Consider the following 20,539-nt stretch of genomic DNA (forward strand, 5'->3'; position numbering starts at 1 on the left):
ACAACGCGTGAACGACTGAGTCGGCGTGAGCGTGCCCGCACCGCCCGCATACGATGTCCGCGAAGTCTCCGCTCCGACTCCCGATAGGTCCTGCCGAAGATGAGCCTCCACAGCACCGCTGTCTCCCTCGTGACCCTCGCCTCCGGTGAGGGCGGCGAGCACGGCGGGAACCACGAATCCCTCAACCCGTACCTCACCGGCGGCGGCGCCTTCCTGGCGCTCCTGCTGCTGCTGTGGATCACCACGCGCTTCAATCGGGACCGCTGAGGCAGGGCCGCGGGACGGGGCCAGTAGGCTCTGCACGCATGGGAAAGCAGCAGAGGCCGAGCGGTCCTGGCAAGCGCCGACTCGGCGTGATGGGCGGGACGTTCGATCCGATCCATCATGGACACCTGGTGGCCGCCAGTGAGGTGGCCGCCCAGTTCCACCTCGACGAGGTGGTGTTCGTACCGACCGGGCAGCCGTGGCAGAAGAGCCACAAGCAGGTCTCCCCGGCCGAGGACCGCTATCTGATGACGGTCATCGCGACGGCGTCCAACCCGCAGTTCTCGGTGAGCCGGATCGACATCGACCGCGGCGGTCCGACGTACACCATCGACACACTGCGGGACCTGCGCGACCTGAACAGCGACGCGGACCTGTTCTTCATCACCGGCGCCGACGCGCTCGCCCAGATCCTCACCTGGCGGGACGCGGAGGAGCTGTTCTCGCTCTCCCACTTCATCGGTGTGACCAGGCCCGGCCACGACCTGACGGACGACGGGCTGCCCAAGGGCGGTGTGTCCCTGGTGGAGGTTCCGGCCCTGGCGATCTCGTCGACCGACTGCCGGGCGAGGGTCGCGGCGGGCGAGCCTGTCTGGTACCTCGTTCCGGACGGTGTGGTCCGCTACATCGACAAGCGCGCGCTGTACCGCGACTGAGCGGTCTCCGCGGCCGTACGGGGAGCACAGACAAGCAGGGAGAGGGGCACCGGTGAACGACCGACACTACCCGTACGACCCGTACGCGCAGGATCCGTACGCCCGGCAGCCGGAGATCATCGGCTACGACGCGTACGGGCAGCCGGTGTACCAGCAGGCGACACAGCAGCAGGAACAGCAGCAGTACGACGCGCAACAGCAGCAGGGGTACGGCTACGACCCCTACGCCCAGCAGCAGCCGGCGTACGACCCGTACGCGCAGCAGCAACAAGAGCAGCAACAGCAGCAACAGCAGTACGGGTATGTCGACACCGCTCAGCAGCAGCAGTGGATTCCGCAACAGGCCGCGCCCCCGCCCGCTCCCGCGCCTGCTCCTGCCCCGGCCCGCGCGCCGGAACCGGAGCCGGTCCGCGAGGCCGTTCCCGTGCCCGAGCAGCGCCGTCCCAAGAACGAGTACGCGACCGAGCAGTTCTCCTTCGTCGAAGAGCCGGACGAGAACTCCGAAGACGTCATCGACTGGCTGAAGTTCACCGAGAGCCGCACCGAACGCCGTGAGGAGGCCAGGCGCCGGGGCCGCAACCGCGTGGTCTCCCTGGTCGTCGCCCTGGCCCTCGTCGTCGCGGGCGGTGTCGGGTACCTCTGGTACGCGGGCATGCTGCCCGGTCTCGCCGGGAAGAAGGACGCTCCGGATGCCGCGTCGGGGCCGCAGAAGCGCGACGTGATCGCGGTGCACCTGCACACCACGAAGGGCGCCACGTCGACCGTGCTCCTCGTGGACAACACCACGACGGAACGCGGCACCACTGTGCTGCTCCCCAATGCGCTCTCCGTCGCGAACGACGACGGCATCACGACGACGCTCGCCAAGTCGGTCGACGAGGACGGTTCGGCAGGCACGCGCGAGGCGATCGGTTCCGTACTCGGGACGAAGATCGGCGGCACCTGGCGGCTCGACACCCCCTACCTGGAGAACCTCGTCGAGCTGGTCGGCAACATCGAGATCGACACCGACACCGATGTGCCCGACACCAAGAAGGGCGCGACTCCCGTGGTGAGGCAGGGCAAGGAGCAGACGCTGAGCGGCCGGATGGCCGTCGCGTACGCCACCTACCGGGCGCCGGGCGAGGCCGAGGCCGAGCAGCTCCAGCGGTTCGGCCACGTGATGCAGGGCGTCCTGAAGAAGATCTCGGACGACCCGCAGGCCGCGACCACCACCATCCGCACGCTGGCGCAGATCCTCGACCCGTCGCTGCCGGAGAAGGACCTCGGTGCGTCGCTCGCCAAGCTCGCCGAGCACGCCAAGCGCGGCGCCTACGAGACGGCGCAGCTGCCGGTCCAGCCCGACGGCAGGCTGAGCGACTCCGCCGCCGACAGTGTGGTGAAGGACATCCTCGGCGGCACGGCCAGCAGCCCGGAGCAGGGCGCGGCCGTCCGGGTCGTCGTCAGGAACGCCCACGGGGACACGGACGCCACGGAGGGTGCTCGGATCGCGCTGGTCAATGGCGGCTACACGTTCGTGGACTCCGGCAAGGCCACCGCGGTGGTCACGTCGTCGCAGGTCAGCTACGGCGAGGCGGCCAAGAAGGCCACGGCCGAAGAGGTCGCGAAGACACTGGGTCTGCCGGCGGGCGCGGTGCGCAAGGGGAAGGCCGCCGCGAACGCCGATGTGACGGTCGTACTGGGCCAGGATTTCAAGGTGAAGTAATCCCGTCGGGGCTGTCGGCGGTCCGTGAGACCCTGGGGGTATCTCTGACCGCCGACGAAAGCCTGCTAGTGACCGCCACTGACCGTTCCATCGAGCTCATCAACGCCGCCGCTCAGGCGGCCGCCGACCGGCTCGCGCACGACATCATCGCCTACGACGTGAGCGATGTGCTGTCCATCACGGACGCCTTCCTGGTCGCCTCGGCGCCCAACGACCGCCAGGTCAAGTCGATCGTCGACGAGATCGAGGAGCGGCTGAACAAGGACCTCGGCGTCAAGCCGGTCCGTCGTGAGGGCGACCGCGAGGCCCGCTGGGTGCTCCTGGACTACGTCGACATCGTCGTCCACGTCCAGCACAGCGAGGAGCGTGTCTTCTACGCTCTGGAGCGCCTCTGGAAGGACTGCCCCGAGATCTCCCTGCCCGAGGACGCCGTCAAGACGCGCGGCCTGGCCGAGGAGCACGCCAAGCTGCGTGCGGCCGGTGAAGTGGACGGAGACCTGAGCTGAACAGCAGCGACACCGGCGCCGGCCAGAAGGGCCGGGGCCGCCGCATCGTCCTGTGGCGGCACGGCCAGACGGCCTGGAATCTGGAGCGCCGTTTCCAGGGCAGCACCGACATCGAGCTGACCGAGACCGGCGTCGCCCAGGCGCGCCGGGCCGCCAGGCTGCTCGCCTCCCTGAAGCCGGACGCGATGATCGCGTCCGACCTCAAGCGGGCGTCGGGCACGGCCGCCGAGCTGTCGGCTCTGACGGGCCTCGACGTGACGCACGACGCGGCGCTGCGCGAGACGTACGCGGGTGCCTGGCAGGGGCTGACGCACGACGAGATCATCGGGCAGTTCGGCGAGCAGTACGCGGCGTGGAAGCGCGGCGAGCCGGTGCGGCGCGGTGGTGGCGAGCTGGAGACCGAGGTCGCCGATCGGGCGGCTCCTGTCGTGCTCGCGCACGCCGACAAGCTGGCCGAGAACGGCACGCTGGTCGTCGTCAGCCACGGCGGCACCATCCGCACCACCATCGGCCGGCTCCTGGGTCTGGAGTCGTACCACTGGGAGGGCCTCGGCGGTCTCTCCAACTGCTGCTGGTCGGTGCTGGGCGAAGGCGCCCGCGGCTGGCGGCTGCTGGAGCACAACGCCGGGACGCTCCCGGAACCGGTGCTCGGCGACGACGACTGACGGATTTCACTTATCCCAGGTCGCAGGCTAAAGTTCTTCTTGTTCGCAGCGCACAGCGCGGAGAACAGCGGGGCTATAGCTCAGTTGGTAGAGCGCCTGCATGGCATGCAGGAGGTCAGGAGTTCAATTCTCCTTAGCTCCACAATCAGGATCCCGGTTCCTCCTCCAGGAGGGGCCGGGATTTCTTGTTGTGCCGGTTGAGGGATTCCATCTGCTGCCGGCTCTCCTCGTCGTTGGGTGTGTAGGCGACGATCCTGCATTCCGGCATTCCGTTGATGGACAGGGACACCGACGTCATCCGTAGCTCACCCACCGCTTCGTGACGGAAGGTCTTGACGTGCGGGCCCGGCGGTACGACATCGCCGCTCTCCCACAGTCCGGCGAAGTACGGACTGGCGGCGGAGAGACGCCGGATGAACGTCTCCCAGACCGGCTCGCCCACATGCCGCCCGTACGCCCCGCGCAACTGCGCCACCATCCTGGGCAGTTCCTCCTCGCGGAAGACCAGCGGACAGGACGGCTCCGGCACGGTGAACAGCGTCCACAGCGCGTTGCGTACGGCGGTCCCGGGCGTCGGCGTGGAGGGCATGCCGAAGAGGCCGCGGTAGGCGTCGTTGGTCGCCAGGATGTCGTAGCGCGTGTTGTAGACGACGGCCGGGCGGGGCGAGAGCGCGTCGATGATGCCCTGGATCTCCGGACTGACACTCTGGACGTCCGCCTCGCGGTCCGGGGCGTACGGCACCTCCGCCAGATCGTAGAGATGCTCCCGCTCCGGCTGGTCGAGGCGGAGCGTCCGTGCGACGGCGTCCAGGACCTGGGCCGAGGCGTTGATCGGGCGGCCCTGCTCCAGCCACGTGTACCAGGTGACGCCCACCCCGGAGAGCTGCGCGACCTCCTCGCGGCGCAGCCCCGGTGTGCGGCGGCGCAGGCCCGGTGGCATGCCGACGTCCTCGGGGGTCACCCGGGCCCGCCGGCCGCGCAGAAAGGCGGCCAGCTCCGGTCTGCGCCGCTGAGCCGTGGTCATCGTCGTCATGCCCCCATGGTCGTCGCGCTGCCCGGCCCTTGCCAGGTGCTGTCAGTACCAGCATCAGTGGGCTCTCGTTACCCGTACCGGACCGGCGTCAGGCTCGACGCCATGACGACAAGCTCCCCTGCGGGTCCAAGTCCCGTATCCAGTAAAGGCCCTGCCACTGACATCGCCCTCCCGGCCGTGCGTGCGCGGCCGGGGCTGTTGCTCGCGGTCGTGCTCGCCGCGCAGTTCATGGCGCTGCTCGACGTCTTCATCGTCAACGTCGCCGCCCCGACCATCCGCACCGAACTCGACGCGTCCGGAGCCGGATTGCAGATGGTCGTCGCCGGATACACCATCGCGTACGCCGTCCTGCTGATCACCGGTGCCAGACTCGGCGACCTGATCGGCCACCGCCGCGCCTACCTGGGCGGCCTCGCGCTGTTCACCGTGGCCTCGCTCGCCTGCGGACTGGCGGCCGGCCCCGGCCAGTTGATCGCGTTCCGGCTGGTCCAGGGCGCGGGCGCGGCGCTGATGATCCCGCAGGTGCTCAGCCTGATCCAGCGCAACTTCGAGGGCGAGGCGCGGGTGAGTGCGCTGGGTGCGTACTCGGCCGTGCTCGCCACCGGGGCCGCCGCAGGACAGGTGGCGGGCGGAGTGCTGGTCAGCGCCGACCTGTTCGGTACGAGCTGGCGCCCGGTGTTCCTGGTGAACGTGCCGATCGGCCTCGCCCTGCTGTTCCTCGGCGCGCGCCTGCTGCCGCGCGACCGGCGCAGTGAGCCGGAACGCGCGCGCGGTCTCGACCTGCCGGGCCTGGTGCTGCTCGCCGCCGCTGTGACGCTCTTCACGGTGCCGCTGGTGCTCGGGCAGGAGCAGGACTGGCCGCTGTGGTCCTGGCTGTCCCTGGGGGCCTCGGTGGCACTGTTCGCGGGTTTCCTGGCCTTCGAATCACGGCTGGCCGCACGCGGGGGCGCGCCGCTGGTCGCGCCGAGGGTGCTGCGGATCCCGGGCATGGGGCTCGCGGCCCTGCGGATCGCCGTGGTGATGGCGGTCAACGCGGGCTTCCTGTTCGTGCTGACCCTGCACGTGCAGGGCGGCCTCGGGTATTCGGCCCTCCGCGCGGGGCTCACCTTCGCACCGACCGCGGTGGTCTTCGGAGTGGTCGGGCTGACCTGGCGGCGCTGGCCCGCCCGGCTGCAAGGGGTGCTGGTTCCCGGTGGTTTCCTGCTGGCCGGGCTGTCATCGGTGGCCGTCGGTCTGGTGTTCCGGGACGGGGGCGGTGGAGGGGCCGGGATGTACGCCGCCTTCGCGGGCGTCGGCGCGGGCCTGGCACTCGGTTTCAGCCCGACGCTCACGGGCGCGCTCGCGACCGTACGGCCACAGGACGCGGCGGACGCCAGCGGGCTGCTCGTCACGGTCACGCAGCTGGGTCAGTTGCTCGGGGTCGCGACATTCGGCACTCTTTTCCTGAACCGGCTGAATGCGCCGGGGGTGCATGCGTACGCGGATGCGCTGTGGGTATGCGCTCTTGCGCTGGCTGCGGCGTCGATCTTCGGAGCGGCGGCGGGCCTCCTTCGCCCACGTCACTGACCCCCCTTGCGGAGCCATGGCAGAATCGGACCGCCGGAGGGGGACGACGGTCTGATGGGGAGGGAGAGCGCGATGCCCGCGAGCATCCTCGATGCGGTCCGTGGTCTGCCCGGCAGCGACAACGGAGGTATCGCGTACGTGTGCACGGCCTGCCGCCACAGCTGGAGCTGAGTGATGGGCGCGCACAGGCGGAAATGCGACTGGTGCGGCAGTGGCACGCCCATCGTCAGGGACATGGAACCGGTCAACACCGACTACCAGTACTGGTGTGAGGAATGCGCCCGGGCGCTGATCATAAAAGGCGACCCCATCGAGACGTACCGCGAACTCGAAGGGGAGCCGATCTACGGACGGCTGCTCGACGAGCACTGCACGCTCAAACGCTTCTATTCGTTCGCCACAGCGTGAACAGGGTGAACAGCGCGGCGAGCGCCGTGAGCGGATAGAGCGCCGACAGCGTCATCTGGCCCAAGTTCTGACCGAGTTCGAGCCGTCCCGGGCCGTGCGGCACCCACCACAGCGCGTACGAACAGAACACCGCCGCCGTGGCCACCGCGGCCACCGTACGGCCGCGCGTGGCCAGGAACAGCACCACGGGCACGCACCACACCCAGTGGTGCGACCAGGAAACGGGGCTGACGAGGAGTGCGGTCACCGCGCACGCGACCACCGCCCCCGCCCGCTCGCCGCGCAGTTCTGCGACCACCGCGAGGGCGAGGCCCGCCACGGCCGCCAGGGCGGCGGTGACGGCCCACCACGGGCCCGGGTCGCCGGCATGCAGCAGCCGGGCCAGTACGCCGCGCAGGGACTGGTTGGCGGTGTCCTCGGCGTGGCCCACCCGGCTCGCCTCGAACACCATCCGCGTCCAGTAGCGATGCGAGTCGTACGGCAGGACGGCCGCGGCCGTCGCGGTGGCCGCGAGGAAGACCGCGGCCGCCGTCCCGGCCTGCCGGAGCCAGAGGTTGCGGGTCCGGCCCAGGGCTCCCCGTGCCCGTACGAGACCGGTGACCAGGAGGAAGACGGCGAAGAGCGCGGGTGTGAGCTTCACCGCAGCGGCGAGGCCGATGCCCGCGCCGGCCCACCGGTGACCGTCACGGCGGGTGAAGTCCCACAGCACCGCCGCCGCGAGCAGCAGATTGATCTGCCCGTACCGCAGCGTCGTCCACACCGGCTCGCACCAGACCGCGAACGCGGCGGTCAGCAGGACGGCGGTGGCGCTCTCGCGGCCCACCAGCCGCAGGGACAGCCGGACCAGCGCGACGAGCAGGAGGAGATTTCCGGCCGTCGCGAGCGTGCGCATCTCGGGCACCCCGAGGAGAGTCAGCGGGGTGAACAGAAGGGCGGCGAAAGGGGGATAGGTGGTCGGCAGGTTCGCCTCGGTGGCGCGCATCGCGTAGAGGTCCTGGCCTGCCCGGACGGTCTCGCCCTCGGCCCGGTAGACCATCAGGTCGATCAGCGAGACGTTGGCGGCGCGCTGGGCGGCCCAGAAGGCCGCGAAGGAGAGTAGGCAGACCGAGGCGGCGACGATTATCGGCCGCCGGGCGAGGGCGGGGCGGGCGGCTGCGGTCTGCGCGGTCACGGTCACGCAGGCTGACAGTACCGGGCGTATGGGGACAGAACGGGTGTGCGGGCAAAGGATTTGGTGGAGGGCCCGGGGGACCGTGTAATGTTGGCGGAGCCGCCGGGGAAACCCGCGAAGCGGCAGAACGCAAGGGGCTATAGCTCAGTTGGTAGAGCGCCTGCATGGCATGCAGGAGGTCAGGAGTTCAATTCTCCTTAGCTCCACAGGACGAAGGTCCCCCGGTCGAATCGACCGGGGGACCTTTCCTTTTCCGGCGGCTCAGCCTCTGCCGCTGCCCAGTGCCTTCCGGCCGCCGGGCGGCAGCGCGGGCCGCGCGGGGCGCTCGGGAGCCTCCTCCTCGAGGCGCAGTGCCAGGGCGGGGCAGCGGCGGACGGCGCGCTGCGCACGTCCCCGCAGGTGCACCGGGACCGGCGCGTCCGCCAGCGCCGGGAAGCCGTCCGGGCCGAGCCGGATCAGCTCGGGGACGATGTCCGCGCACAGGCCGTGGCCCTTGCACAGCGTCCAGTCGACCGCGAACTTCTCGCCGCTCGGGACGCCCTCTTCCTCGTAACCGGGGCCGGGCAGCGGCAGTACACCCATCGTCTCGCGGCCGCAGCCGCCGCCCAGAACGTGCGCCGCCAGGTCGTCCGTGAAGGCGCTGAGGGTGGAGACGAAGAAGCGCACCGAGCCGTCGGGGTGCTTGCACGCACCCCGGCCCTTCACGGCCTGCGTCACCTCGCGCAGCGCCTCCAGGGCGGCCTGACCACCCCCGTTGAGTACGTCGGAAAGGCCGCCCGCGGCGGCGGGCAGGCCGAGGCGGCAGGGGCCGCACTGGCCCGCCGTCTCGGCGGCCAGCCAGTTCGCGACGCGCAGGGACTCGCCGAGCGGGCAGGTCTCGGGACCGATCGGGAGGATCGCGCCCGCGCCCAGCGCGCCGCCGAACGAGGCGAGTGACTCGCGGGAGATCACGGCGTCGTGCGCGGCCACCGCGTCGATCCAGTTGCCGTGGTAGCCGCCCGTCAACACGCCCTGGGGGAGCGGCGGGGCGCCGGCCATCTGGAGGACGTAACGCAGCGGCACCCCGGTGGGCACCTCCACGACCATGGGGCGCGAGACGGCGCCGGAGATGGTGAGCATGACCGTGCCCGGCTCGTTCTCCAGACCGGTGTGGCCGTAGCGGCGGGCGCCTATGCGGGCGGCGACGGCCAGTTGCGCGAAGGTCTCCGTGTTCGACAGCAGCGTCGGTGCGCCGCCCACGCCCGTCTCCGCGGCGCGCTCGCGGCGTCCGGGCGGGAGCGCGGGGCCGCCGTTCGCGGCACGGATCAGGGAGGACGCCTCACCGGAGACCATGCGCTCCGGGGTGCGTACGATCCGTGCGCGCAACTGCTGGCCGCGCCGGTCCGACAGGCCCCGCTCGGCGAAAGCCGCGCGTATGGAGGCTTCGGTCGAGTTCCGGGTGACGCCGACGATCAGGGTGCGGGCGCCGAGCGCCTCGGCGGCGAGCAGGGCGCCGTCGAGCGCGAGGTGCGGGGCGCGGTTGAGCAGGACGGTGTCCTTGCGGCAGGCGGGCTCGCCCTCGCTGCCGTTGATGACGACCACCGGCCGCACCCCGCGCCGGATGGAGGCCTTCGCGACCGCCCGCAGCTTCTTGCCGAAGGGGAAGCCGGCGCCGCCGCGGCCGCGCAGCGAGATGAAGTCCGCGAGTTCGGCCAGACGCTCTCCGCCCATCGGCTCCAGTGGGCCGTGCACCTTCAGGTGCATGCCGAGGTCGAGGCGCTCGACCAGGTCGAAGCCGGTCGTCAGCTGGGGAAGGCCGACCACGCGTACTTCGGGGACGTCGGGAAGGGGGACGTTCAACGTCGGTCTCCTGCGGGTGCGTGCCAGGGCTCTCCGGCGGCGGGCCGGTAGAGCGGACCCGGCGCGGGCTCGGTGTCGTCGAGGGGGTGGGGGAGCGCTCCGGTGGGGGCGTCCGGGGCGTACGCCGGAGCGTCGGGTACGCCGTTACGGCTGTTCCAGGGAACGTCGGTTTCCGGGTTCGGGCTGTTCCAGGGAACGTCGGCTCCGGAGTTCGGGCCGTTCCAGGGAACGTCGGTTTCCGGGTTCGGGCCGTTCCAGGGAACCTCGGCTCCGGCGTTGGAGCCGTTCCAAGGGGCGTCGGTTCCGGCGGTCGCCTCGCCGTTCCAGAAAACGTCCGTTCCGGGGTCGGGGCCGTACCCGGGAAGGTCCGGTGCGGGGACCGCTCCCGGGCCGTACGCCGCGCGGTCCGGGTCGTAGGGCGGGCGGACGGCCTGAGCCGGCGGCGGGGGCGACGGAGTGGGCCAGCGGGGCGGCGGAGGCGCCGCCTGGACGGGGATCTCCTCCGTCATGGGGATCTGCTCCGCCAGGGGGATCTGTTCGGTGGGTGCGGAGGCGGACGACGCCGACACGGCGCGGTACGCCGCCGATATGCCGGTGTCCGGCGCCGCGCGAAGACCCTCGGCGGAGCGTCCGGCCTCGTACAGGGGCGGGGCGGGAGCCGCGAGACGCGGCTGGGCCTGCGCGTCGTCGCGGAACAACTGCTCGGGCCGGCGCTGCGCCCTTGGCGGCTCCGGCGGCGGTGCGAACCCGCCGCCCGGCAGCGGGGAGGTCGCGGCGTCGCGGACGGCCGGTTCCGGCGCAGCGGCCAGCGACCCGGAGGTGGCCAGCGCCACCAGGCGCTCGGCGACGGTCCGCTTGAGCGGCGGAGGCAGCAGGCGCAGCGAGAGGGCGCCGACGACCGCCGTGAGGGACAGGGCGTACATCGTGACGACCCAGCCCGCGGCGGGCCGTCCGGTGAACAGGCCGTGGACCAGGGCCGACCCCCAGGCCGGGTAGGCGACCATGTGCAGCGACCGCCAGCGGCCCGCTGTTCGGCCCGGGGTGGCGAACGCGCTGCGCAGGGCGCCGGTCGAGGCCGCGACGACCATGAGGAATCCGGCCAGCGAGCCGAATCCGATGAGGCCGGACGTACCGCTGACTCCGAGACCGAAGGGGATCAGGGCTCCCAGGAGCGCGACGTGCCCCAGCGAGACCTTGACCGTCACGTGCAGTAGCAGGAAGCCGAGAGAGGCGACCGCCGTGGCGCGGTGGATGCCCTGGGCGAGGAGGCGGTGGCGCGGCCGCAGCAGCAGCCTGTCGGTCGCGAGGAGGCCCCAGGCGACGGCGGCGGTCAGGGAGACCAGGGAGAGAACTCCGGTGGTGAAGTCGAGCGCGGCGCGCAGACTGTCGCTGCCCGCGACGGCGATCAGCGGTATGAGGATCAACGCGACGGCTGTGACGACTCCTTGTGCTGGGCGGCTCAATGAGGGGAAAGCGAGGGAGGAACTTATTTTTCGACGGTTCATGGGGGGCGACTCCGAATGGTTCGGCAAAGTGGTCCCGTTGCCGCATGCTAGGTCGACCCCTACCAGGTAGTGCGCCGTTTGAGGGTTTAGCGCGGAGACTGTGGGAAAACTTGCTCGATCGGTGCCCCGGATAGGGCCGATACGCGGAGTAACCCCTATGGCAAGTCCGGCTTCGTGGCGGTGACCGGCGACCGGGGAGTGTCCGAGTCCGCCGTCCGGATGCTCGATGCGGCCCTCTCGGGCGCTGCGGTACCCTGGCGCCATGCGTGCCGTACGCCTTCTGCTTAGCGAGCCGCGCTGATCAGTCCCGACGGATGAAAGATCCGGTCGGAATCGGCGCGGCGTCCCCTCCTGTGCGAGGGGATTTTTCATTCGCTGAACGTCACAGCCTGAATGTCGCAGCCGCTGAGCAGAGACGATCGATGGAGCTTTGAGGATCATGAGCGAGACGAATACTGCTGCCGAGGTGGCAGCACCGCACCGCTACACGGCCGCGATGGCCGCTGACATCGAGGCACGCTGGCAGGACTTCTGGGACGCGGAGGGTACGTACGAGGCGCCGAACCCCGGCGGTGATCTGGCGGGCGACCCGGCGCTGGCCGCCAAGCCCAAGAAGTTCATCATGGACATGTTCCCGTACCCCTCGGGTGCGGGACTGCATGTCGGCCACCCGCTGGGCTACATCGCCACCGACGTCTTCGCCCGCTACCAGCGCATGACCGGCCACAACGTCCTGCACACCCTGGGCTTCGACGCCTTCGGCCTGCCCGCCGAGCAGCACGCGGTCGCCACCGGCACGCACCCCCGGGTGTCGACCGAGGCCGCCATGGCGAACATGAAGCAGCAGCTGCGCCGGCTGGGCCTGGGCCACGACAAGCGTCGCTCGATCGCGACGATCGACCCGGACTACTACAAGTGGACCCAGTGGATCTTCCTGCAGATCTTCAACTCCTGGTACGACAAGGAGGCGGACCGCGCCCGGCCGATCGACGAGCTGGTGGCGCAGTTCGAGAGCGGGGAGCGCGCGACGCCGGACGCACGCCCCTGGGGTGAGCTGAGCGCCGCCGAGCGCGCCGACGTCCTGAGCGGGTACCGCCTGGCATACGCCTCCGACGCGCCCGTGAACTGGGCGCCGGGCCTGGGCACCGTACTGGCCAACGAGGAAGTCACCGCCGACGGCCGCTCCGAGCGCGGGAACTTCCCCGTCTTCAAGGCCAAGCTGCGTCAGTGGAACATGCGCATCACGGCCTACTCGGACCGTCTGCTGGACGACCTGGACGGCGTGGACTGGCCCGAGGCGATCAAGCTGCAGCAGCGCAACTGGATCGGGCGCAGTGAGGGCGCGCGCGTCGACTTCTCCGTCGGCGATCACGCGATCACCGTCTTCACCACGCGTCAGGACACCCTGTTCGGCGCGACGTACATGGTGCTGGCGCCCGAGCACGACCTGGTCCAGAAGATCGTCCCGGCCGCCTGGCCCGAGGGCACGCACGACGTGTGGACCGGCGGTCACGCCACCCCGGCCGACGCCGTCGCGGCGTACCGCAAGCAGGCCGCCTCGAAGTCGGACGTCGAGCGGCAGGCCGAGGCCAAGGACAAGACCGGCGTCTTCACCGGCGCGTACGCCGTGAACCCGGTCAGCGGCGACCAGGTGCCCGTCTTCATCGCCGACTACGTGCTGATGGGTTACGGCACCGGCGCGATCATGGCCGTACCGGCGCACGACTCCCGCGACTTCGCGTTCGCGCGCGCCTTCGAGCTGCCGATGCGCTGCGTCGTCGAGCCTTCGGACGGTCGCGGCACGGACCCGGCGGAGTGGGACGACGCGTTCGCCTCGTACGACGCGAAGACCGTGAACTCGTCGGGCGAGGACATCTCGCTGGACGGGCTGGGTGTCGTCGAGGCCAAGACGAAGATCACCGAGTGGCTGGCCGCGCGCGGCATCGGCGAGGGCACGGTCAACTACCGGCTGCGCGACTGGCTGTTCAGCCGGCAGCGTTACTGGGGCGAGCCCTTTCCGATCGTCTACGACGAGGACGGCGTGGCCCACCCGCTGCCCGAGTCGATGCTGCCGCTGGAGCTGCCGGAGGTCGAGGACTACTCGCCGCGCACCTTCGACCCGGACGACGCGAACACCGTGCCGGAGACCCCGCTGTCGCGCAATGAGGACTGGGTGAACGTCACCCTGGACCTGGGCGACGGCCCGAAGAAGTACCGGCGCGAGACCAACACCATGCCCAACTGGGCCGGTTCCTGCTGGTACGAGCTGCGCTACCTGGACCCGCACAACAGCGAGAAGCTGGTCGACCCCGAGATCGAGCAGTACTGGATGGGGCCGCGCGAGGGCATGCCGCACGGCGGCGTCGACCTGTACGTCGGCGGCGCCGAGCACGCCGTACTGCACCTGCTGTACGCGCGGTTCTGGTCCAAGGTGCTGTTCGACCTGGGCCACGTCTCGTCGTCCGAGCCGTTCCACAAGCTGTACAACCAGGGCATGATCCAGGCCTTCGTCTACCGGGACTCGCGCGGCATCGCGGTGCCTGCGGCCGAGGTCGAGGAGCGCGACGGCGCGTACTGGTACCAGGGCGAGAAGGTCAGCCGCGTCCTGGGCAAGATGGGCAAGTCCCTGAAGAACGCCGTCACTCCGGACGAGATCTCCGCCGAGTACGGCGCGGACACGCTGCGGCTGTACGAGATGGCGATGGGTCCGCTGGACGTGTCGCGGCCGTGGGACACGCGCGCGGTGGTGGGCCAGTACCGGCTGCTGCAGCGGCTGTGGCGCAACATCGTCGACGAGACGACGGGCGAGGTCACGGTCGTCGACACGGAGCCGGACGAGGACACGCTGCGTGCCCTGCACAAGGCCATCGACGGCGCCGGCCAGGACATGGCGGGGATGCGCTTCAACACCGCCATCGCCAAGGTCACCGAGCTGAACAACCACCTGACGAAGGCCGGCGGCCCGCTGTCGCGGTCCGTCGCCGAGCGGCTGGTGCTGCTGATCGCGCCGCTGGCGCCGCACATCGCCGAAGAGCTGTGGCGCAAGCTGGGGCACACGGACTCCGTCGTGCACCAGGACTTCCCGGTCGCCGATCCGGCGTACGTCGTGGACGAGACCGTGACCTGCGTGGTGCAGGTCAAGGGCAAGGTCAAGGCGCGGCTGGAGATCTCCCCGTCGATCACCGACGAGGAGCTGGAGAAGCTGGCGCTGGCCGACCCCGCGGTGGTCGCGGCGCTGGGCGGCGCGGGGATCCGGAAGGTGATCGTGCGGGCGCCCAAGCTGGTGAATATCGTTCCGGCGTAACTCCGGGCGCCGGGATAGGTGCTTTCCCCTACGGGCAGGTTGGGGGTTCCGATGGAACCCCTGGCCTGCCCGTTCCGTTTACGGTGGAGAGACCACGCGAGCCGAGTGGACCGACCGAGTGGACCGACAACGGAGGGGCGCTCATGGAAGCCGTCACCCTGATCCTCATCCTGGCGCTGCTCTGCGTGGCGTTCGTGGCCACGGGGGTGTACGTGAGCGTCAAGGCGATCGGTGCGGCCAAGCGCGGCGTTGACCGGAAGATCACGCAGGCGCGGCGCACCGTCGAGGACACCACCCTGCGGGCGAAGAGCTTCGGGCAGGTGGGCGTCGCCGGCGAGCTGGCTCAGCTCAGGCTCTCGCTGCGTACGTCGATGAGGGCCACCCGGGAGGCGCTGAACGCTGGCGTCGCGGACGACGCCTCGCTGTCGGAGTCGCTCGGCCTGTTCGAACGGCTGAGCGCACACGGCCACGAGCTGGACGACGACCTGAAGCGGATGGAGCGCGAGCCGGACAAGGCGCGGGTCGCGGAGCGGCTGCCGGACCTGCGGGAGCGTACGGAACGGGTGACCCATGCGGCGGACTCCCTGCGGTGGGCGGCGCGGGACCGGGCGCAGCAGTTCGCGAACGACGATCTCGCGTCGCTGAGCGCGCAGATCGAGGTGGAGTCGGGGGCGCTGCGGCACTGGGCCACGGGCCCGGGTGCTGACGCCTTGTCCGCGTGGCCGGCGGCGGACGCCGCGGGCGGCGGTACCGCGGCGCAGACGTGGCCGGAAGGGAAGGCTGACGGGACTGCTGGGCCTGCGGGGGCCACTGGGGCGGCCGGGGCCGAGGCGGACCGGGCTGAGCAGGCCGACACGGCGCGCCGGGCGGCTGCCGGCCCCGAGGCGATCACGGCGCGTGATCCCCGCGCGCAGACGACGTACCCGTGGCAGAAGACGGCCCGCCCGGAGGGCACTGTCTGACACGGTCACGTGGCCGGGGAGGGTCATTGGGCGGGGCCGGACTGCCGCCGGGCGCCCCCGCCGGGTAACCTCCCGCTCATGTCCCGCCATGTCGCGATCGTCACCGATTCAACGGCCTACCTGCCGCAGCAGACGATGGAGCGGCACGGCATCACAGCGGTGCCGCTGACCGTCGTCATCGGCGATCGTGCCCTTGAGGAGGGCACCGAGATTTCCGCCCGCTCGCTGGCCCTCGCCCTGCAGAAACGCCGGTCGGTGACGACGTCGAGGCCGAGCCCCGAGGTATTCGCCGCGGCTTACCGCGCGGCGGCGGAGGCCGGCGCGACCGACATCGTGTCCCTGCACCTGTCCTCAGAGTTCTCCGGTACGTACGACGCGGCCGCGCTCGCCGCCCAGGGCGCCCCGGTGCCGGTCCGAGTGGTGGACACGGGGATGGTCGCGATGGCCCTCGGTTTCTGCGCGCTGTCGGCGGCGGAGGTCGCCGACGCGGGCGGTACGGCCGACGAGGCGGTGGCCGCCGCGGAGAAGCGCGCGGCGGGCATGTCGGCGTACTTCTACGTGGACACACTGGACTACCTGCGCCGCGGCGGGCGCATCGGCGCCGCGCAGGCGCTGCTGGGCTCGGCGCTCGCCGTGAAGCCGCTGCTGGAGCTGGACGGCGGCCGCATCGAAATGCTGGAGAAGGTACGTACGGCCTCCAAGGCGATCGCGCGTCTGGAGGAGATCGTCGCCGAGCAGGCGGGCACGCGCCGCGTGGACATCGCGGTGCACCACCTCGCGGCTCCCGAGCGGGCGGAGCGGCTGGCGGAGCGGCTGCGTGTCCGGCTCACCGGGCTGGCGGAGTTGCATGTCAGCGAGGTGGGTGCGGTGATCGGCGCGCATACGGGGCCGGGGCTGCTGGGCGTTGTGGTCGCGCCCCACTGACAATCCCCCGTACGGACGGCCGGGATATCCACAACCGGTGGGTTTTCCACGGGAATTGACCGTGATCAGCGGGAAGGGGTGGATGTGCCTACCGTCTCGTGACATGGCTCTCCGATCACGCTCACGCTCCTACTCCGCAACCAGTGGCCCGGGCCGCGCCCCGGCCTCCGACGGCCGGTCCCGCCGGTCCACCGGCGCTCCCATTGCCGGCGCTCGGTCTTCCGGTGCTCGGTCTTCGGGCATCGGGCCTTCCGGTACTGGGCCTTCCGGTACTGGGCCTGCCGGTACCGGGCCTGCCGGTACCGGGCCTCCCGAGGTTCTTCCGACCGGTGACCGGGTCCGCCCCGGGCACGGCCGTGGCGGGCGGCGCCTGCGCCGTCGCGTTCCCGAATCCGCCGCGTCGTTGGCACTGCGCCGCCGCGCGGAGGCGCTCTTCGAGACGGTGCCACGGCGGCGCCCGCTACCCGCCGACGACCTGGCGGCTCCTGCTCCTGCTCCCGCTCCTTCAGCTCCGGCCGCTCCCGATCCGGCTCCGAGCCCTGGGGCTCCCGCCCCATTGCGTGCTCCTGTTCCTCTGGCCGCTCCCGATCCGGGCCCGGATCGGCCGAGTCCGGCCGCCTTGGTGCAGGGATCGAACCGGGTTCGTCCGCGGGGGGAAGGGCCGCGCGCGGCTGGTGGGGGCGTTCGAGCGGGCGTCACCGGGGCAGATCGCCCGGAGCCGGACGTTCCCGCGCCCTTGCCCGAAGCGGGCGGTACGGACGGCGGTGCTCCGGGCCCCGGCGGTGGCTTGGGGCGGGTGCGGTCGGCCGTGCGAGAGCGGTTGCCTGTCTGGGTGCAGGCGCGGTGCGGCCTCGAACCCAGGACGCTGGCGGCGCTCGCCGTCGTGCTCGTGATGGGCGCTGCCTTCGCCGCCCAGCATTTCTGGACCGGGCGGCCACAGCCCGTACAGCCGCCGCAAGTCGTCGGCGAGGGCCAGGCCGCGGCGCGACCGGAACCGTCAACGGGGCCGCCTCCGACGACGCCCACCGGTGAGACGGGTACGGCGCCGGGCGCCGGGCCGGTCGAGGGGCGCATCGTCGTCGACGTGAGCGGCAAGGTAAGGCAGCCGGGCCTCCAGAGGCTGCCGGCCGGGTCGCGGGTCGCGGACGCACTGCGAGCCGCCGGCGGCGTCAAGGCGGGAGCGGACACCGCCGGGCTCAACCGCGCGCGCCTGCTCATGGACGGCGAGCAGGTGGTCGTCGGGGTTCCCGCACCACCCGGCGCAGGACCCGCTGCCGGATCCGGCGGCGCGACGGGGGCGTCCGGCGGGACAGCGGCTCCGGTGGGCCTGAACACCGCGACCGCCGAGCAGTTGGAGACGCTGCCAGGTGTCGGTCCCGTACTGGCGCAGCACATCATCGATTACCGCACGGAGAACGGCGGATTCCGCTCCGTCGAAGAGCTCCGTGACGTCAAGGGGATCGGCGACCGCCGGTTCGCGGACCTCCAGCCGCTCGTACGGCCATGACGCGCACGGCGGTTCACGCCGCGTCCGGGCACCGGCTGGGCGCCTCCGACCCCTGGCAGGAGGGGCCCTCGGATCTGCGTCTGGTGCCGCCCGCGCTGGCCGCGTGGGGTGCGGCCGCGGTGGCGGTGGGGGCATCGGGCCGCTGGACGGCCTGGTTCTCGGTGGTGTGCGTGGGCGTGGCGGCCACTCTGCTCGTGGTCCGGGCGTTGCGGGAGAGGCGGGGGGCCTCGGTCCGGCGCGGGCTGAGCGTCACGGCCGTCGCCGCCGCGGTGCTGTGTGCGGCGGCGGGGGCCACCTCGGCCGGGTTGCACGCGGCCGACGTCCATCGTGGCCCGGTGCCCGGTCTGGCGAACCAGTACGCGCTCGTCACGGCGGAGCTGACGGTCACCTCGGACGCCCGCACGACCCGGCCCCGGGTACGTGGCGACCACACGCTGCCGACGGCGCTCGTGCTCAACGCCGACGTCACCCGCGTCACCCGCGTCACCGGGCGGGGCCGGATCACGACCGACGTCCGTACGCCGGTCCTGGTGATCGCACCCGCCCGGGGCCCGGCGGCGGCCCGGTGGCAGGGGCTGCTGCCGTCCACCGGGCTGCGGATCACTGCGCGGCTCGCCCCGCCGACCGGCGGCGGTGGTGACCGCGTCGCGGGGGCGCTGCGGGTGCGGGACGGCGACTCCCCGAAGACCGTGCGGCCACCGACTGCCGTGCAGCGCACGGCCGGTGGTCTGAGGGCCGGACTCCGCGAGGCGACCGACGGACTGTCCCCGGACGCCAGGGCGCTGTTGCCCGGGCTCGTTGTCGGCGACACATCGAGGGTGCCGCCCGAGCTCCAGGAGGCATTCGAGGCCACCGACCTCACCCACCTTCTCGCCGTATCCGGAAGCAATCTCACGATCATCCTGGTCCTGCTGATCGGACCGCCCGGCACGGCTCTGCGCGCCGAACGCGGAGGGCTCGCCCCGCGTCTCGGCATCCCCCTGCGGGCGACCGCGCTGCTCGGCGGGGCGCTCACGCTCGCCTTCGTCGTCGTGTGCAGACCGGAGCCCAGCGTGCTGCGGGCCGCGGCCTGCGGGCTCATCACGCTGCTCGCGATCGGCACGGGCCGCCGCAGGCAGCTCGTTCCGGCCCTGGCAGCCGCCGTCCTGCTCCTCGTCCTGTATGACCCGTGGCTGGCCCGCAGTTACGGATTCCTGCTCTCCGTACTGGCCACGGGCGCCCTTCTCACCATCGGCCCGCGCTGGAGCGCCGCGCTGCGACGGCGTGGTGTGCCGCCGAGGCTCGCGGAGGTGCTGGCCGCGGCAGGCGCCGCCCAGGCGGTGTGCGCGCCGGTCGTCGCCATAATGGCGGCCAGGGTGAGCCTGGTGGCGATCCCCTGCAACCTGCTCGCCGAGTTCGCGGTCGCCCCCGCGACCGTGCTCGGCTTCGCGGCCCTGGCCGTGGCACCGGTGGCGATGCCCGTCGCCGAGCTGCTGGCCCGCTGTGCGGGCTGGCCGGCCGGGTGGATCGCTTCCGTCGCCCGCACCGGGGCCGCGCTTCCCGGCGCGGAGGCCGACTGGCCGGGCGGCTGGCGCGGCGGGCTGCTGCTGGCGGCAGTGACAGTGGTGGCCGTCTTCGCGGCCCGTCGGCTCCTGCGCCACCCGTGGCTGAGCGCGGCCTGCGCGCTCCTCCTGGTGCTCGCGATCCTGCGGCCTGCGCCGCTCACCCGGATCGTCACCGGATGGCCGCCGCCGGGCTGGAGGTTCGCCATGTGCGACATCGGCCAGGGAGACGCCTCCGTCCTCGCGGCGGGCGAAGGAACGGCCGTCGTCGTGGACGCCGGACCGGACCCGCAGCGCGTCGACCGCTGCCTGCGCGCGCTCGGCGTCACCCGCGTCCCGCTGGTCCTGCTCACCCACTTCCACGCGGACCACGTGGCAGGCCTGCCGGGTGTGCTGCGCGGCCGGTCGGTGGGCGAAATCCGGACGACGACACTGCAGGAACCGCCGGAACAGAGCGCGTTCGTCCGCAGGACCGCGGCCGCCGCACGCGTGCCGCTGCTCGAGGCGGCACCGGGGGAGCGGCGCCGGATCGGAAGTCTGTCCTGGCGGGCCCTGTGGCCGCAGCCCTTCCCCGTCCCGGTCCCCGAGGGGCCCAACGACGCCAGCGTCACGCTCCTCGTCCGCTCCGGAGCCCTCACCCTGCTGCTTCTGGGAGACCTCGAACCACCGGCGCAGCAAGCCCTGCTGAGGGCCCATCCGACACTCCGTCCCGTGGACGTCCTGAAGGTCGCCCACCACGGCTCCGCGTACCAGGACCCAGCCCTGCTCGCCCGCGCCCGCCCCCGGCTGGCCCTGGTCTCCTGCGGCCGGGACAACTCGTACGGCCACCCCTCGCCCCGTACGCTCACCGCACTGCGCACGGGCGGGGCCACGGTGCTGCGCACGGACACGGACGGGGCGATCGCGGTGACGGGGGACGGGCCAGGGCTGCGCGCGGTGCCGGCGGGGCGGGACGCCCTGTAGGGGCGTGTGCCAGGTGTGCG

16 protein-coding genes and 2 tRNA genes are annotated in these 20,539 nt (G+C 71.8%); 14 read left to right on the forward strand and 4 right to left on the reverse strand.

Going from position 1 to position 20,539, the window contains the following annotated elements; genetic code table 11:
- The first annotated feature begins 99 nt into the window (after positions 1-99).
- The 6 genes from ACWIHY_RS17895 to ACWIHY_RS17920 all read left to right on the forward strand — a co-directional run bounded on the left by ACWIHY_RS17895 (position 100) and on the right by ACWIHY_RS17920 (position 3,938).
- Complete coding sequence (locus ACWIHY_RS17895) at positions 100-267, forward strand: hypothetical protein (protein WP_454376590.1); 168 nt, start codon at positions 100-102, stop codon at positions 265-267.
- A 38-nt stretch (positions 268-305) separates the two neighbouring features.
- Positions 306-920, forward strand: coding sequence for a nicotinate-nucleotide adenylyltransferase (nadD, locus tag ACWIHY_RS17900; protein ID WP_454376591.1), 615 nt, complete (start codon positions 306-308; stop codon positions 918-920).
- Positions 921-972: 52 nt separating this feature from the next.
- Positions 973-2,625, forward strand: a complete 1,653-nt coding sequence (locus tag ACWIHY_RS17905; RefSeq protein ID WP_454376592.1) for an LCP family protein — start codon at positions 973-975, stop codon at positions 2,623-2,625.
- A gap of 68 nt (positions 2,626-2,693) precedes the next feature.
- Positions 2,694-3,131, forward strand: a complete 438-nt coding sequence (gene rsfS, locus ACWIHY_RS17910) for a ribosome silencing factor (protein ID WP_454376593.1) — start codon at positions 2,694-2,696, stop codon at positions 3,129-3,131.
- Entirely contained in the window at positions 3,128-3,796 is a 669-nt protein-coding gene (locus tag ACWIHY_RS17915; RefSeq protein WP_454376756.1) for a histidine phosphatase family protein, read from the forward strand. Before rsfS ends, ACWIHY_RS17915 begins: the two co-directional genes overlap by 4 nt.
- 69 nt (positions 3,797-3,865) lie before the next feature.
- Positions 3,866-3,938 (forward strand) — tRNA-Ala (locus ACWIHY_RS17920).
- A 3-nt stretch (positions 3,939-3,941) separates the two neighbouring features.
- Here ACWIHY_RS17920 and ACWIHY_RS17925 read toward each other — a convergent pair.
- A complete protein-coding gene (locus ACWIHY_RS17925; protein WP_454376594.1) occupies positions 3,942-4,829 on the reverse strand; it encodes a helix-turn-helix transcriptional regulator in 888 nt (295 codons plus the stop codon).
- Positions 4,830-4,931: 102 nt separating this feature from the next.
- Here ACWIHY_RS17925 and ACWIHY_RS17930 point away from each other — a divergent pair, with 102 nt between their 5' ends.
- Both ACWIHY_RS17930 and ACWIHY_RS17935 read left to right on the forward strand, forming a co-directional pair.
- Positions 4,932-6,395, forward strand: coding sequence for an MFS transporter (locus tag ACWIHY_RS17930; RefSeq protein WP_454376595.1), 1,464 nt, complete (start codon positions 4,932-4,934; stop codon positions 6,393-6,395).
- A 174-nt stretch (positions 6,396-6,569) separates the two neighbouring features.
- Positions 6,570-6,803, forward strand: a complete 234-nt coding sequence (locus ACWIHY_RS17935) for a hypothetical protein (protein WP_454376596.1) — start codon at positions 6,570-6,572, stop codon at positions 6,801-6,803.
- Here the strand turns inward: ACWIHY_RS17935 and ACWIHY_RS17940 are convergent.
- The gene (locus ACWIHY_RS17940) at positions 6,772-7,974 is read right to left on the reverse strand and encodes a glycosyltransferase 87 family protein (protein ID WP_454376597.1); all 1,203 of its coding nucleotides are present in this window, start codon (positions 7,972-7,974) and stop codon (positions 6,772-6,774) included. The two genes, ACWIHY_RS17935 and ACWIHY_RS17940, sit on opposite strands and share 32 nt — an antisense overlap.
- A 133-nt stretch (positions 7,975-8,107) precedes the next feature.
- On the opposite strand from ACWIHY_RS17940, the gene ACWIHY_RS17945 reads away from it, so the two are divergent.
- Positions 8,108-8,180: transfer RNA gene (locus tag ACWIHY_RS17945), tRNA-Ala, on the forward strand.
- Between the two features lie 55 nt (positions 8,181-8,235).
- On the opposite strand, the gene ACWIHY_RS17950 is transcribed toward ACWIHY_RS17945, so the two are convergent.
- A complete protein-coding gene (locus ACWIHY_RS17950) occupies positions 8,236-9,813 on the reverse strand; it encodes an NADH-ubiquinone oxidoreductase-F iron-sulfur binding region domain-containing protein (RefSeq protein ID WP_454376598.1) in 1,578 nt (525 codons plus the stop codon).
- Entirely contained in the window at positions 9,810-11,237 is a 1,428-nt protein-coding gene (locus tag ACWIHY_RS17955; protein WP_454376599.1) for a hypothetical protein, read from the reverse strand. Before ACWIHY_RS17955 ends, ACWIHY_RS17950 begins: the two co-directional genes overlap by 4 nt.
- Positions 11,238-11,757: 520 nt before the next feature.
- On the opposite strand from ACWIHY_RS17955, the gene leuS reads away from it, so the two are divergent.
- From leuS to ACWIHY_RS17980, 5 genes are all read left to right on the forward strand, one after another.
- Positions 11,758-14,622, forward strand: a complete 2,865-nt coding sequence (gene leuS / locus ACWIHY_RS17960; RefSeq protein WP_454376600.1) for a leucine--tRNA ligase — start codon at positions 11,758-11,760, stop codon at positions 14,620-14,622.
- A gap of 143 nt (positions 14,623-14,765) precedes the next feature.
- Positions 14,766-15,584, forward strand: a complete 819-nt coding sequence (locus ACWIHY_RS17965; RefSeq protein ID WP_454376601.1) for a hypothetical protein — start codon at positions 14,766-14,768, stop codon at positions 15,582-15,584.
- Between the two features lie 78 nt (positions 15,585-15,662).
- The gene (locus ACWIHY_RS17970) at positions 15,663-16,508 is read left to right on the forward strand and encodes a DegV family protein (RefSeq protein WP_454376602.1); all 846 of its coding nucleotides are present in this window, start codon (positions 15,663-15,665) and stop codon (positions 16,506-16,508) included.
- A gap of 808 nt (positions 16,509-17,316) precedes the next feature.
- Positions 17,317-18,015: a helix-hairpin-helix domain-containing protein gene (locus tag ACWIHY_RS17975; RefSeq protein WP_454376603.1), complete on the forward strand. Its 699-nt coding sequence runs from the start codon at positions 17,317-17,319 to the stop codon at positions 18,013-18,015.
- Positions 18,012-20,519: a ComEC/Rec2 family competence protein gene (locus tag ACWIHY_RS17980; RefSeq protein ID WP_454376604.1), complete on the forward strand. Its 2,508-nt coding sequence runs from the start codon at positions 18,012-18,014 to the stop codon at positions 20,517-20,519. The genes ACWIHY_RS17975 and ACWIHY_RS17980 overlap by 4 nt, the downstream gene beginning before the upstream one ends.
- Positions 20,520-20,539: the final 20 nt, after the last annotated feature.

It is taken from the genome of Streptomyces sp. NPDC055287, from assembly GCF_053646035.1.